Source organism: Rhizobium sp. UGM030330-04 (assembly GCF_003208455.1).
Lineage (GTDB): Bacteria > Pseudomonadota > Alphaproteobacteria > Rhizobiales > Rhizobiaceae > Agrobacterium > Agrobacterium rhizogenes_A.
This window is the reverse complement of record NZ_QKML01000020.1, coordinates 43,677-57,130: the sequence shown is the minus strand read 5'-3', so window position 1 is coordinate 57,130 and position 13,454 is coordinate 43,677. Positions and strand designations below refer to the sequence as shown.

Below are 13,454 nucleotides of genomic sequence, written 5' to 3'. Positions count from 1 at the left end.
CCGATTTTCCTGCGTGGAGTGACAGCGCCCAGGCTGCCGTCCCCATCGCTTGGCGGTGAATAATCATAAAGCATGGGTGAATCGAGTGAGGCCAGCAAAAGTAAATGTTCCACTACTTTCACCTTTTGCAGATGTTCGACGTTATTCCTGCCGCCGATATTAAGTGCGGGGGCGAAACCATAAATCTCACCGGGTTCAAGTTGCCCAATCTTTTCAAGAGCCAACGGCATCATGTTTTGGTATTTTTCGTCTTCCCATGGAGCCACATATGGAGAGACGTTGAATGACAATTTAAGACCAATCATCACTTCGTCGGTCCATTGGCGCTTTTGATCTTCGTCATATCCGCGGGGCTCCACCCGGACCATACCATTCGGCAGATTTAACCGTATCGTCGCATCGCCGTACCAAATATCGACGTTACCGAACGCATTGTATCCGAAGGCAATCATGCGCGTTGGATCAAGCTCGGGATCACCGAGAAACACATAGTCGATGACGGGCTGGAATATAGAGGGGTCACATATCCAATACTGGCCTTTTGACCAACTGCACCAACCTTTTTCGATCCAGAATTTCACCAAAATCTCAGGCAAACGATCCTTATAGCGCTCTATTAATTGCGCGTCAGGCTTAACTATGTGGTCGATCTCGTATGCATTCAGGAGCTCGTCAATCCATTTAGTTTCAAACACGTTATAGTTCGGCTTTTCTACCATTTTTATGTTCCTGTTAATGGCTCACCGGGACGACTGGGGTTGCTGGGGCAAAGTCGAAAATCAACTTGCACACTGGGGCAGTTGTTCGCCGCTTGTCTCTTAGCATGCTCTGCTAGTCGGCTGGCGCGAGTATGTCCGTTTCGATTTGGATTGATCCATTGGCTTTCTGAAGCATCGGCGACCTCAATTGCACGAAGCGATCCTCGCACTGGATCATCGTCCTGATACGGTCACTCATCGTACGACGTCTGAGAACCTGTGCGGTTATTGGCAAGGGGCAGCGGAGCGGACCGAGCGCCAAGTCTGGACTGAGAAAACGGCCGTGGAGAAGCAACGACACCTGCTATGACTCACTAATTTGGGTTCCGTCAATTTCTCGCGTATTGACAGTTCCACCAGAATTTTATTGACGGTTCCACCGGTATTCTATTGAAACTTCTGCCGGACTCTTATTGACACTTTTACCGATATGCTATTACAATTTTTGCCATATCGGCTGCTGAGAAAATAAAATGACCATCATGGACGAGAGCCTTATCCCGCGCCACCTGCAGCCCGAACTTAGGGCTGCACTTAAATCAGCACGCGTGGTTAACATTATCGGACCGCGCCAGGTCGGGAAGACGACACTGGTACGCGATCTATTGAGCATTGGAAAATTCATCACCTTGGATGACGAGGGTGTGCTTGCAGCTATTGAGGCTGATCCAAAAGGGCAGCTGGATGCCCTCTTGGCTGAGACGAAAGCAGGCCCCCTCATTATCGACGAAGCCCAACGATCAACGAAATTAGCTTTGGCGTTGAAGAGAATCGTGGACGAAAACCGAGCAATGGGTCAATTCGTCCTGACAGGCTCATCAAACGTTTTCATTTCCGCGCACGTGGCGGACTCGTTGGCAGGTCGGGTTCATACAATGACGATGCTTCCAATGAGTGTTGCCGAAACAAAGCGCATGGGGCCAGCGAAAATTCTCGACTGGGCATCGACGAACGACCGGCCCGATTTGCTAGACCTGCCTAAATCAGAAACGCTGTCCCGGGCACAATACATCGACTTGATAGTCGCAGGCGGTTTCCCCGAGATACGAACTCTGGAAGAACGCTGGAGGCAAAATCGATACACAGACTACGTTGACAGTGTCGTGGAACGCGACGTTGCGTACATCTTAAAAATAAGAAAATCAGATGCCATGAGGCGAATGATCGATCAACTAGCTACGCGTGTCGGAAACGAGCTGAATATAGACGAACTATGTTCAAACATCAGCTTGCAAAGGAATACCACAGAGACCTACCTCGATATTCTAACCAAGCTCTCTCTATTGCGACGATTGCCTGCGTGGACCTCTGGAGAGTCCAAGCGCGACATACGCCATCCAAAAATCCATCTTGTGGATACTGGGATTGTCGCGGCTTTAAGGAGTATGAACGCCCAGAGCTTCAATATTGGCGCGAATCCCACGGCGCTTGGCGGCCTGTTCGAAAATTTCGTTTTCAATGAAATGTGGAAATCCCTCCCCCATCAGATACGTCAATGGCGACTTTATCATTGGAGGCAAAGAGGGCGCGAGATAGACATCCTTGCTGAGTCGGACAGAACGATAATCGGCTTCGAGATGAAGACATCGACCACGGTTGAAGCAAAGGACTTTCAACATCTGCGATGGTTTCGAGACGAAGGCCCGGGCATGAACCGTCCCTTCGTCGGCATCGTCATCTATATGGGGGAGCGCGTGCTCAGTTTCGGCGAAAACATATTCGCGCTCCCTCTGTCGATATTTTGGTCCTTCAAAGACGGCTAGGCCATCCCACGTATCTTTCGGACTGCTGATCGGCGATTTTCTACATGGGTCATGCGGAGAGTCCCATGAGTAATAGTGTGAAACAGCCTCGAACCTTTGAGATTTTGACTGCGGAGCCCGTGCGAAGACGACGCAAGCCTCGGGACTGGTCGGATGACGAAAAGGCGCGGATCATCGCCGCGACGTTACAGCCTGGGGCCAATGTCTCGGCGGTTGCCCGGTCTGAAGGCTTGGATCCCTCGCAGCTTTATGGGTGGCGTCGCAAGGCACTGGCATCGGGCGTTGTTGCACCCCTGACAGAGGGAGCGGGCAAGCAGATCAAGTTCGCGCGCGTTGAAACGGCAAGCAGCGGCTCGGTGGATATTGTCATTGCAGATATGGTGGTTCGCGTCGGCGGCAATTTTGATCCTGATCACCTGGTGAAGGTTCTGCAGGCGGTACGCAAGGCATGATCGCTTCGGGTGTGGTGGTCTATGTGTCGTGCCAGCCGGTCGACTTCCGCAACCCCATCAGTTCTGAGAGGATGAAGGGTATTCTTTCAACCTGACTGTATTGCCGGTAAGCTCGATCGTAATAACGTCGCGATCCTTGGTGGCGTAAAAAGAGCAGTCGGCGACCAGACGAAGCACACCGTCGGCGAGTTCCGCCCGGAGAATGTCAGCCGAGAAAGGCTCGTGAAGGCGCTCAGCTGCACCATCAGCTATTCGAAGCTGCTTGCAGTGGACCGCCACGTCGAGGAGGTACTCCATCCCCTCCTCGCAGCGCTCCGGGTCGTCGCAGTGGTAGAGATCGAAACGGAGTGTCATGGCAGTGCCCTTCTCAAAAAGGGCAACAAGTGTGCGGCCCTCCAGCCGATAGGCATGGAGCATCTCGTCAAAACTCAATGTCTACCCCTTGCGGCTTGATGGAATCGAAAGCAGCGGGTGTACCAGCAGGGGTTCATAGTCGGTGTGGGGCATACGTGTCGTCATTTTCCAAATTTGAATGAGCCTTCGCAAAACTCCCCATCCCCCGCGACAAACATGCGTGACGTAACATGTTTTAGGAGCCGTACCTATGTCTCGTGCCTTATGGCCATAAGGCGTCGACCTATCCAGCAGCGACACCGGGCCGACTTGGGCGAGTATGAGCAAGTGTTCAGGAGCGCTAACGATCTTCAGGTGATCCACAGATCGGTCGCCGCCCAAAGCCAGGATCGGAACAAATCCGTAAAAAGGCAATTTAACTGGAACTGGCAAGATTTTGACCTCATGATTATTATACTGAAACGAGAGGCAAAATCACTTCCTCAGACTTCCATTACCCACTACGGCAGGCAAGTTCAGATGCTTTGTCGATAACCCATGCCACGACCAACCTTGACGCGGGGTAAAATGCGATGAAGCGGATTGCGCCATGGGAACCGAACTCCCCGATGATCTGACGCCTGCTCAGGGTTATCAACTCGCACTTGACCGCATCGCCTGGCGCGCGGCAGGGCGGCCCGACCCTGCGACGCTGGATGACTGGCCGGACGAGGGCGATCTCGACTACCTGCTCAGCCGGCATTCTCACGATACGCTCGATCTCAACAGTCTGAAGCTGCGCAAGGTGCCCGACGAGCTCTACCAATCGGAGGGCATCAGGTTTCTATTCCTGATGGATAACCGGATCGAGACCATTCCCGAGCAGTTCGCGGAGGTGCTTCGGCTTGAAGAGTTGTCGCTTTTCGGAAATCCTCTGCGCGAGGTGCCAGCATCGCTCCTGTTAATGGAAGGTCTCAAGGGCCTCTATCTCGGCCGCAGCGCGCTCACCAGACTGCCGTATCTTGACCGACCGTCAACCAGCATCAGGACGCTGGGCCTGGAGCGCACCGAATGGCTGGAAATCCCTGAAGGCTATCTTGCCAATTTCCCGAACCTCAGAAGCTTGTTGCTTGGACATTCGCTCCGGCACAATATCCCGGATGAAATTTTTGGCCTGGCCGAACTCAATCAACTCGATTTCGAGGGGAACTCGATCAAGGCGCTCTCCCCGCATATAGGGCGGTTCACCAAACTGCTCAGTCTCCAACTTCGGAACTGCAAGCTGGAAACGCTGCCAAAGGAACTCGGTAAACTCACCAAGCTCGAAGAAAAAGCAGGAAGTGGCCCGTTCGGCCTCCATATTTCCGGCAATCCGTTTAAGGACAAAGAGCTGAAGCGCATCGCCAGGTTGAAGAACCCGCAGCAGACGATCGAAGCACTCGCATGGGCCCGTTCCAATGGAAGCTGAAGGTGGTCACCTGCATATTTTTCTCGCGGCCTTCCCGAGTGAAGCGGATGCTTTGGCTTTCTCGCAGAAGCAATGGGAGCCGGAGCCGGGCGAGGATGCATCAGACGAGGAGTACGCGGCCTGGGAGGCTCGCAATCCATCATGGCCGATGAGAGCCGAACAGGGCTTTACTTATCTCGATGGAGATTTCGTGGAGACGATATGGGGCACCGGGCCAACTGGTTCCGAAGTGAACTGGGGCTATCTTGCCTCACTGCTCGATGCTGATGACGTCGGCAGATGCAAGGACTTGGCTCTGGCGCGTTCGAACACCCTGATCGTGATCGATGAACGAGCGCTCGGAGGCTTTGATTTCTCGTTTCGCACGACTGCGACCATGACCTATTGCGGTCGTTATCGACGGCGCCGGACCTGAGCGAACTGGGGTGCATGTTCATGATAGAGAGAGCCTTTCACATGCTGCGCTCCATTGCCGTTACCGGAGCGCGATTGATGATCGGCCTTGTTGGCGCATCAGCCGCATTGCCGGCACTGGCCGATGATGCAATTGCCATCGCTTTCTCTGCCGATGGGTTGCTGTCCACTGAAACAGCCGGTGCGCCTGGCGTCTCCCAAAAAGCTTTCAATTTGCCGGTCGCGGGCTTCAACTTCACCGCACTCGTTGATGACACGCTTACGGTTTGGATCGCTGATTCCGCACCCGATGAGGGAAAAGCGATTGCAGCCGTCTATTTTCCGGAAACGCGCGATGAGTTCTCGTGTCAGCTCTATCACTACAAGACAGATAGCTTCGTTGAGGCAAAATCTGCTGGACGTGCCTTCCTCGCAATCAACGGCTATCAGGAGGTTCTCGAGAACGAGCAGGCAAGTAACAACGCCTTCGCCCAGATGGCTGGATTGACCAATGATGGAGGTGGCGGTCATCAAAGCCTGGCTCGGATTGCTGCGATTTCCGGAGGCTCGAAATTTTTGATCCTCTACTGTCGACTTAAACCTGACACCTAGGCGGCGATTTTGCCGAAATCTGTCCAGATCCAGATCGAACCGGCCGTAGGGATTGACGTGGGTATAGATCAACGGGGTGAGGCCGCGATAATCTTCCGGTGCCATACGGCCTTGCCATGACGGTTATACGTTGGATACCTCATTACCAGTGAATTTGCTGATATTGGGTTGATCAACAGGGAGCTTTGTTGCATTCAGGCTATCTAGGATTGTGAGTAAGGCATGTCAGTTGAGATTATCGGGCGATCCGTCCGCACCCCGTCAGCTCGGAACGTAGACGAGTTATTCCAATTGTTGAAGGATGAGCGTTGTGTTGTAACCAGCGTTCCCGAAGACAGGTGGAGTCATGCCCGTTTCTGGCATCCCGTCGCCGGTACACCAGGAAAGGCATATACGTTCGCTGCCGGCGTGATCGAGGATGTCTATGATTTCGATCCCGCAGTTTTCAATCTGACTGCCCGCGAAGCCACATATATGGATCCGCAGCAGCGCGTGATCTTGCAGCTTGCGTGGCGCGCCCTAGAGGATGCTTCCCTCACCATTCCCATGCTGCAGCAGGAGCGCGTTGGCGTCTATATCGGCGCATCGAGCCTGGATTCCGGAAATACGTTTGTCGAGGACCCCGCTTCCGGCAGCCCGTATTTTATGACTGGCAATACCCTGTCGATTATTGCCAACCGCATCTCGCATGTATTCGGATTGAACGGGCCTAGTCTGACGATCGATACGGCATGTTCGTCCTCCCTTGTCGCACTGGACCAAGCCGTCCGTGCGCTCCGGAGCGGTGAGATTGACACCGCGATTGTCGGCGGCGTGAATGTTCTCGCGCACCCCTTTTCCTTTGTTGGCTTTTCACAAGCGCGCATGCTGTCTCCCGAAGGGTTGTGCCGGGCCTATGGTGAGGGCGGTCAGGGTTATGTCCGATCGGAGGGGGGAGGGGTCGTCGTCCTGCGAACAACGGAAAGGACGAGATCCAGCCGGGACCGTAGTTATGCGACTATCCTCGCGACGGGATTGAACTCTGCGGGGAGGACAAACGGCATTTCATTGCCATCGCGCGAGATGCAGGCATCGCTTCTGCGTGACGTTTATCGGCGTCATGATCTCGATCCAAATGACCTCGCTTTTATCGAAGGTCACGGTACGGGGACGAAAGTCGGAGACCCGGCCGAATTGTGGGCAATCGGAACGGAACTGGGGCAAAAACGAAATCAGAGACTGCTGGTGGGATCGGTAAAATCGAATGTTGGTCATTCGGAACCCGCTTCAGGAATGTTTGGTCTGATAAAAGCCGCTCTCGCGCTTCAGCATGATTTTCTTCCTGCCTCGCTCCACGCCCTCGAGTTGAATTCCGAAATTGACTTCGAAGGATTGAACGTCGAGATCAATCGATCTGGTCACTCATTGTCGCGTGGACAAAAGCGGCGCCTTGCCGGCGTGAATTCCTTTGGGTTCGGTGGAACCAACGCGCATATCGTACTTGCTGACCCCGAAAAAGCAGCGGTTTCTGATGCAGGCACCTTGCCTTCCGGGCCTTTTATGGTGAGTGCACAAACGCGGTCAGCCCTTGAGGGGCTGCTTGAAAATTATGTTCAGGAGTTGAAAGGCGACCGTCCGGATCGCCACGAACTTGTCGTCGTATCGGCTCTGAACAGAACGCGCCATAAACATCGTTTCGCAGTCGATAGTGAAGACCCCGATGTCGTTCGCAAAGGTGCCGAGGAGTTTTTGGCGGGATCCTCGACCGGCTTGGGCCGCGTTGGGGAAGCTCCTGCCGGAGAAACCCGGATTGCCTTCGCCTTTTCCGGAAATGGTTCGCAATGGATCGGCATGGCACAGGACGCCTACCGATACGACCGCGATTTCTTCGATCGCTTCAACGAGATTTGCGCGGCCTTCAAGCCGTGGTTTGACGTCGATCTGGTGTCCTTGTTCGTGTCGCAGGATCTTGCCGCTTCGCTACCGGACACGAGGATTGCCCAGGCCCTCCTGTTTGCCATCCAGGCCACCCTGTCAGATCGTTTGATCAGCCGAAACATCAAGCCCTGGATGGTGTTCGGACATTCGGTTGGTGAAATCGCGGCCGCCTATTGCGCAGGGGCGCTTTCTCTTGAACACGCAGTTGCGGTTGTTGCCGTTCGATCGCGCCATCAGCACGCGCTTGCCGGCGAAGGGAAAATGGCTGCTGTCGCTCTGTCTGCGGACAGGGCGCTAGAGGTTGCACGCAGGAATGGCCTGTCGGGAATTGAGGTCGGCGCGATCAACACGTCCTCCTCGGTCACTATTTCCGGCCCTGTCGCTGAAATAAAAGCATTCAAGGATATTGGCCGCAAGGAGCACATTCCCGTCCACATCCTGGATATCGATTATCCATTTCATCATCCGATCATTGATCGTGAGCGGGATGCCTTTCTTGCCGAGATTCCGGCTTACCAGCCCCGGTCCGGCGACATAAAGTTCATCTCCAGCGTTACCGGGACGATCGAAAGCGGTGATAAGCTCGATGCTGTTTACTGGTGGAGAAATGTCCGGGATGCCGTTCGTTTTGCGGACGCAACGGCGGAAGCGCTTGAACAGGGATGCAATCTCTTCATAGAAATCGGTCCTCGCCCGATCCTTTCCTCCTATCTGGCGGAGAATACCCGTCAGGCGGGCGTGTCGGTTTCCATCCTGCCGACATTGACGCGACCGGCGCTGAGCACCAATCCTCTGCCTCACATCGTGGCGCAGGCCGTATCCTGCGGCGCTTCGGTATGGACGGATGATGTTTGCCATCGTCATGCCGATGTCGCATTGCCACCCCTGCCTTTTGAGCCGCAGTGCCTGCAAGTGCAGCCCACCTCCGATAACCTGAACCTGTTCGGTCGCGGCGATGCCGACGCGGCTTACACGTTGCTGGGATGGCGCACGGACCCCAATGCCGCATCGTGGAAGAACCACATTGATGCGAACCTGTTTCCCGACCTCGCGCAGCACGTTGTTGACGGGAAGTCCATTCTGCCGGGCAGCGCTTTCATAGAAATCGCCGTGCAGGCGGCACGGCAATTTTTCGCGACGTCGGATGTGGAATTAAGAAATCTGGAAATTATTCGACCGCTGGAGCTGCACGAAAACAGATTGGCGGAACTTTCCACCGTGATTTCGCCTGAAACAGGCCAAATTGAAATTCGGTCCCGCGAATATCTGAGCGAAGACGACTGGAGCGTTCATGCCGTAGGCCGTATTCGCAGGCCGGTCGCGGAGTTTGCGCGTCGGATTGCTCAATCGGGTGCCGATATATCAAAAGCCCGGACAATTGACGGCGGAGCCGCCTACAGGACTGCGCGGGAGTTCGGGCTGGATTACGGCGTTGACTTCAGACTTCTGGAAAATGTTAGTGTCTTGCCTGATCGCAAGCTTCATGTGCAACTTTTCGAAGCGGGCAAACCTGCCCATCCCTATCTGTCCTACAACCTCAACCCGATTTCCATTGATGCGGCGTTTCATGGTCTTGTCGCCCTGTTCGCCGATCTGACGGGCGACTTGTCCGGTGCGCCCTATATTCCGGTCAGATTTGGCGCAATCCGATCGCGAACGGATATGGCTGACATACGTTCGGCGCAGATTGAGATATTGCGGGCCTCGCCGTTTTCGTTGAAAATTCGCGTGGAACTGATGGACGAAAACGGCGAACTCGTTGCAAGTCTGGATGACTGCCGGTTCAGGCGCACATTCCTCAAAGTGCATCACAATCTCGAAACTGTCTCTTTCCATTATGAGCGGATAATCAGCTCGCGCAATTCGGCTCAGGATGCGCTTTTGCCTGGCCTCGTTCCCCAGTACGAAGTGGCCGAAACCGCCGTCTCGGTCCTTGTGCTGGATGCCGCGGTCTATCGTGCGTCTTATGACATAGCGCAAAAGGTCCAGAAGGCGTTCGGCAGTGTTGATGCATCTGTTCTGGATGAGCATCGGTCGTTCAGGTCTTATCTCGCTAACTGTTTCTTCATTCTCGAGGATTGCGGGCTGGCGACATTTGAAGAAGAACGCTGGGTGCTTGCTTCCGATCCGGGGCTGCCGGCTTTTGCCGACATCATTCGCGAATTGATTGCGGAATCTCCCGAAATCAGTCCGGCGGCCATCCTCGTCAATGACGCCTATCATTTTGCCATGAACAGTCTGGATATGTTGCTGGCAGATGGAGACCGCGCGAAATTGGCGGGCTATGACGTTCCTGAGGCGACTGTCGATCATTTCCGGAACGGAACGGCGATTGCGCGCAAACGCATTGATGAAGCATGCCATCTGGTCGAAGCCTTCCTGGAGAAGGCTGCTCCGGATCGCCAGGGGCTGGTGGTCGCTGAAGTAGGTGCGACTTCGGTCGCTGTCAGCACGCGGCTGGCCGCCCTTGCCGAACGTTATGACGCCAAGCTCGTGATCGTTGAAGACGACGAGAATCTGAAGAGCAATCTGGCGACGGGTTTTGCGAAAAATCCGCGGGTCGATGTCGTGGATTGTGACGCCGATGGTTTGAGCCGATGTGTCGATTTTGTCGTCAGCGCCAACGGTTTTCTCCTCGGACGTCTGCAAGACAGCGAAGCGTTGAATTCGGCACTGACTTCAATCGCAAAGGCGGGCGCCGAGCTTTGTTTTGTCGAGCATCAATACGCTTCGCTTGCGGATTTCGTCTTCGGGCTGAAAGAAGGGTGGTTCAGGCAGAGCGTTCTGTCGGAGTTGCCGGTTGGAAAAATGCTTTCCAATGAGGAGATGCTGGGCCGGATCGGCGAACTCGGTTTTGCCGATGGCGCCGTTGTGCGGGCGGATTTCGAGGATGGATCGCTGGCCATCCTGACGGCTCGCGGTGAAATCGGCATCAATGAATCCCGGCCTTTGCAGGCGCGTGAAAACCTTTTGACGATCAAGCCGAAAGACACGCCGTTTCCTGATCTGCAGGCAGGCAAGCACGTCGAACTTGAGTGCGGTCCGGATTTGACCCCCGGGATCTTGCAGGATGCCCTGGCCGAACTGGGCTCCGGTGACCTCGATATCATACTGGTTCTGCCGGATCATTCTGCGCCGGCGACCCATTCGTCGAGCCTTCAAGACTATATCTGTCTTCTGGGCGACATGGCTGAAACCCTGCGGCATTGCTCCGCGGGAGCCTGGAAATATCCGCCGCGGCTGATTATCGTCGCTCCGGGCGGCGCGCCGACGAATGGAACCTGCGTCGATCCGGTTGCCCACGCGGTCTGGACTTTCGCACGGGTTCTCCAAAACGAATATGACGAGATCGACGTCGTTACGATCGATGTTGCCGGCGGCGCGCTGACCGAGAAGCTCTGGCGCGAATTTCTGACATTGCAGGCGCAGGGTGAAAACGAACTGCTTCATGATGCTGTCGATGGATCATGGCAGCCGCTAAGGGTCGTTTCCGGTCCCTTTAAACGGTCAAAGCAGCATACAGAGACATTCCAGGCTGCTTCGATCGTACAGCGCACGGTCGGCCGCATCGAGACCATCGAGTGGCAGGAGAACAGTCTGCCGGTCGCGGGTTCCGGTGATGTCGTTGTGGAAGTTTCGGCAACAGGCCTGAACTTCCGCGATGTCATGTGGGCCATGGGGATGCTGCCGGAAGAGGCGCTCGAGGACGGCTTTGCAGGCGCCACGATCGGCATGGAGTTTTCCGGAACAGTTCTGTCGGTTGGGAGCGATGTGCATCATGTCGGCCCGGGCGACAGGGTGATGGGCATCGGGCCGAATGCGTTTTCCACCCATGTCGTCGTCCCTGAAAAGGGGGTGACGCGTATTCCAGACACCATCGGACTCGTCGAGGCCGCGACGCTGCCTGTTACATTCCTGACGGCCTATTATGCGCTTGTGCAGCTTGCGGGTTTGCGTGCCGGCGAGACGGTTCTCATCCATGGTGCTGCGGGCGGCGTCGGACTTGCTGCCTTGCAGATCGCGAAACTCAGGGGTGCGACAGTTATCGCCACGGCCGGCACCGTGGAAAAACGGAGTTTGCTGGCGAGCCTCGGCGTCGACTTTGTCTTCGATTCTCGCTCCCTCGAGTTTTTCAATGATGTCCTGCGCGTGACAAACGGTCTGGGCGTGGATGTCGTCATCAATTCTCTCTTCCAGGAGGCCATGGAACGCAGTCTGGAACTGGTGAAACCGTTCGGACGCTTCCTGGAGCTTGGAAAACGCGACTATTATGCTGATCGCAAGATCGGCTTGCGACCGTTCCGCAAGAATATCTCCTATTTCGGCATCGACGCGGATCAGCTGCTGGTGGAGGCACCGCATATCACCTCGAAGATATTTGAGGAAATTTCGGCTCTTTTTGCCCAAAACGCGCTGAAGCCGCTACCTTACCGAGCCTTTTCCCATGACGAGATTTCCACGGCTTTCAGGCTGATGCAAAGCGCCGGTCATATCGGCAAGATTCTCGTTACGCCGCCGGCACGCGGAAGAGAAGCCGTGTTGCAGGGGCGTCGGCCCGATTTCCGTGTTTTGCCCGGTACCTATCTCGTCATCGGCGGCATTGGCGGTTTTGGACTTGAGGCGGCCAATTGGCTGGCGGAGAAGGGTGCTTCGCATCTGGCTCTCGCAACGCGCAGCGGCACTCTGGATGACGATACGCGCGATGCCATTGCACGCTGGCAGAAGATGGGGATCGAGGCGTCAGTCCATGCCTGCGATGTTACCAATGAGACGCAACTTCGTGCTTTGCTGGCGGATCTGCGAAAAGCGGCCCCTCTGAAGGGAGTCGTACATGCTGCTATGGTGCTGGATGATGCGTTGATTTCAAATCTCAGCCGCGAACGTAACAGGCCTGTGGTGCACACCAAGGTCGAAGGTGCCGTGCTTCTGGATAAGCTGACCGAGGGAGACGATCTTGATCTCTTCCTGCTGTTTTCGTCCGCAACCACGATGGTCGGGAATCCGGGGCAATCCAACTATGTCGCCGCAAACGGGTATCTGGAAGGCCTTGCACGGGCCCGTCGCCTGCGGGGCAAGCCCGCCCTGGCCGTTGGTTTCGGCGCGATAGCGGATACGGGGTTCCTGGCCCGCAATACGCAGGTGAACGAGCTGTTGTCCAAGCGGATCGGCAAGACGGCGCTGAAAGCGCGCGACGCCTTGCGTTTTGTCGAGGAATATCTCCTTGCCATGCCGGCGGATGTCGACGGTGCGACGGTGATGATTGCCGACATCGACTGGGCAGCGGCTGGAACCTTGAAGACCGTGAAACAACCCTTGTTTTCGGCAATTTCGAATAGTCAGATGCACGAGCAGGTTGCCGTTGGCGAGCAGATAGATCTCTATTCGATGGTTGCCGATAAATCCGCTGAGGATGCGGAGGTAATTCTGCACTCGCTGATCGCGGCGGAACTGGCCTCGATCCTTAAAATGGCTGAAAACAACATTACCCCGGACAAGGTCCTCAGGGATATTGGTCTGGATAGTTTGATGGCCATGGAGCTGGGTACGAGTTTTCAGCAGAAAACCGGGATTGATCTCCCGTTGAGCAGCATTTCCGACAACACGACGGTTGGTGCGATTGTTGGGAAGCTTCGCGAAAAGTTGCTGAGTCGCCAACCCCAGGATACGAACGACGATGCCGTTGATGATTTGCTGGAAGGGCTGGCAAACAGGCATGGTGTTCAGAAGATTCCGGAGGCCGTCCAGTGAGCACACGAAA

Annotated in this window: 10 protein-coding genes; 6 read left to right on the top strand and 4 right to left on the bottom strand. The window is 55.2% G+C overall.

Features of this window, described 5'->3' with window-relative positions; translation table 11 throughout:
• Together N434_RS23680 and N434_RS26245 are read right to left on the bottom strand one after the other, a co-directional pair.
• Positions 1-719, bottom strand: a 719-nt coding sequence (locus tag N434_RS23680; protein WP_110760544.1) for a GAD-like domain-containing protein, incomplete at its 3' end; no start/stop codon positions are given.
• 2 nt (positions 720-721) lie between these two features.
• Positions 722-928 (bottom strand): polymorphic toxin type 15 domain-containing protein, encoded by a 207-nt coding sequence (locus N434_RS26245; RefSeq protein WP_110760543.1) that lies wholly within the window; start codon positions 926-928, stop codon positions 722-724.
• Positions 929-1,231: 303 nt separating this feature from the next.
• Here N434_RS26245 and N434_RS23670 point away from each other — a divergent pair, with 303 nt between their 5' ends.
• Both N434_RS23670 and N434_RS23665 read left to right on the top strand, forming a co-directional pair.
• The gene (locus tag N434_RS23670; protein ID WP_286172389.1) at positions 1,232-2,521 is read left to right on the top strand and encodes an ATP-binding protein; all 1,290 of its coding nucleotides are present in this window, start codon (positions 1,232-1,234) and stop codon (positions 2,519-2,521) included.
• Between the two features lie 65 nt (positions 2,522-2,586).
• Entirely contained in the window at positions 2,587-2,973 is a 387-nt protein-coding gene (locus tag N434_RS23665; RefSeq protein ID WP_110760552.1) for a transposase, read from the top strand.
• A 57-nt stretch (positions 2,974-3,030) separates the two neighbouring features.
• Here the strand turns inward: N434_RS23665 and N434_RS23660 are convergent, their stop codons facing one another.
• Together N434_RS23660 and N434_RS26205 are read right to left on the bottom strand one after the other, a co-directional pair.
• Positions 3,031-3,405 carry a hypothetical protein gene (locus N434_RS23660; protein ID WP_146227706.1) on the bottom strand — a complete coding sequence of 125 codons (375 nt, stop codon included), beginning with the start codon at positions 3,403-3,405 and terminating at the stop codon, positions 3,031-3,033.
• 3 nt (positions 3,406-3,408) lie between these two features.
• On the bottom strand, positions 3,409-3,741 hold the full coding sequence (locus N434_RS26205; protein WP_353618496.1) for a T6SS immunity protein Tdi1 domain-containing protein: 333 nt from the start codon (positions 3,739-3,741) through the stop codon (positions 3,409-3,411).
• Between the two features lie 175 nt (positions 3,742-3,916).
• Here N434_RS26205 and N434_RS23650 point away from each other — a divergent pair, with 175 nt between their 5' ends.
• The 4 genes from N434_RS23650 to N434_RS23635 all read left to right on the top strand — a co-directional run bounded on the left by N434_RS23650 (position 3,917) and on the right by N434_RS23635 (position 13,444).
• The gene (locus N434_RS23650) at positions 3,917-4,774 is read left to right on the top strand and encodes a leucine-rich repeat domain-containing protein (protein ID WP_110760540.1); all 858 of its coding nucleotides are present in this window, start codon (positions 3,917-3,919) and stop codon (positions 4,772-4,774) included.
• Positions 4,764-5,189, top strand: a complete 426-nt coding sequence (locus N434_RS23645; RefSeq protein ID WP_110760539.1) for a hypothetical protein — start codon at positions 4,764-4,766, stop codon at positions 5,187-5,189. The genes N434_RS23650 and N434_RS23645 overlap by 11 nt, the downstream gene beginning before the upstream one ends.
• A gap of 41 nt (positions 5,190-5,230) precedes the next feature.
• On the top strand, positions 5,231-5,779 hold the full coding sequence (locus N434_RS23640; RefSeq protein WP_146227704.1) for a hypothetical protein: 549 nt from the start codon (positions 5,231-5,233) through the stop codon (positions 5,777-5,779).
• A 222-nt stretch (positions 5,780-6,001) separates the two neighbouring features.
• The gene (locus N434_RS23635; RefSeq protein WP_110760537.1) at positions 6,002-13,444 is read left to right on the top strand and encodes a type I polyketide synthase; all 7,443 of its coding nucleotides are present in this window, start codon (positions 6,002-6,004) and stop codon (positions 13,442-13,444) included.
• The last annotated feature ends 10 nt before the right edge of the window (positions 13,445-13,454 follow it).

What these genes read in the sequence shown, in the direction of transcription:
- N434_RS23645 (WP_110760539.1), top strand. Translation starts at nt 4,764, where the DNA reads ATGGAAGCTGAAGGTGGTCACCTGCATATTTTTCTCGCGGCCTTCCCG.
- N434_RS23670 (WP_286172389.1), top strand. Translation starts at nt 1,232, where the DNA reads ATGACCATCATGGACGAGAGCCTTATCCCGCGCCACCTGCAGCCCGAA.
- N434_RS23635 (WP_110760537.1), top strand. Translation starts at nt 6,002, where the DNA reads ATGTCAGTTGAGATTATCGGGCGATCCGTCCGCACCCCGTCAGCTCGG.
- N434_RS23640 (WP_146227704.1), top strand. Translation starts at nt 5,231, where the DNA reads ATGCTGCGCTCCATTGCCGTTACCGGAGCGCGATTGATGATCGGCCTT.
- N434_RS23650 (WP_110760540.1), top strand. Translation starts at nt 3,917, where the DNA reads ATGGGAACCGAACTCCCCGATGATCTGACGCCTGCTCAGGGTTATCAA.
- N434_RS23665 (WP_110760552.1), top strand. Translation starts at nt 2,587, where the DNA reads ATGAGTAATAGTGTGAAACAGCCTCGAACCTTTGAGATTTTGACTGCG.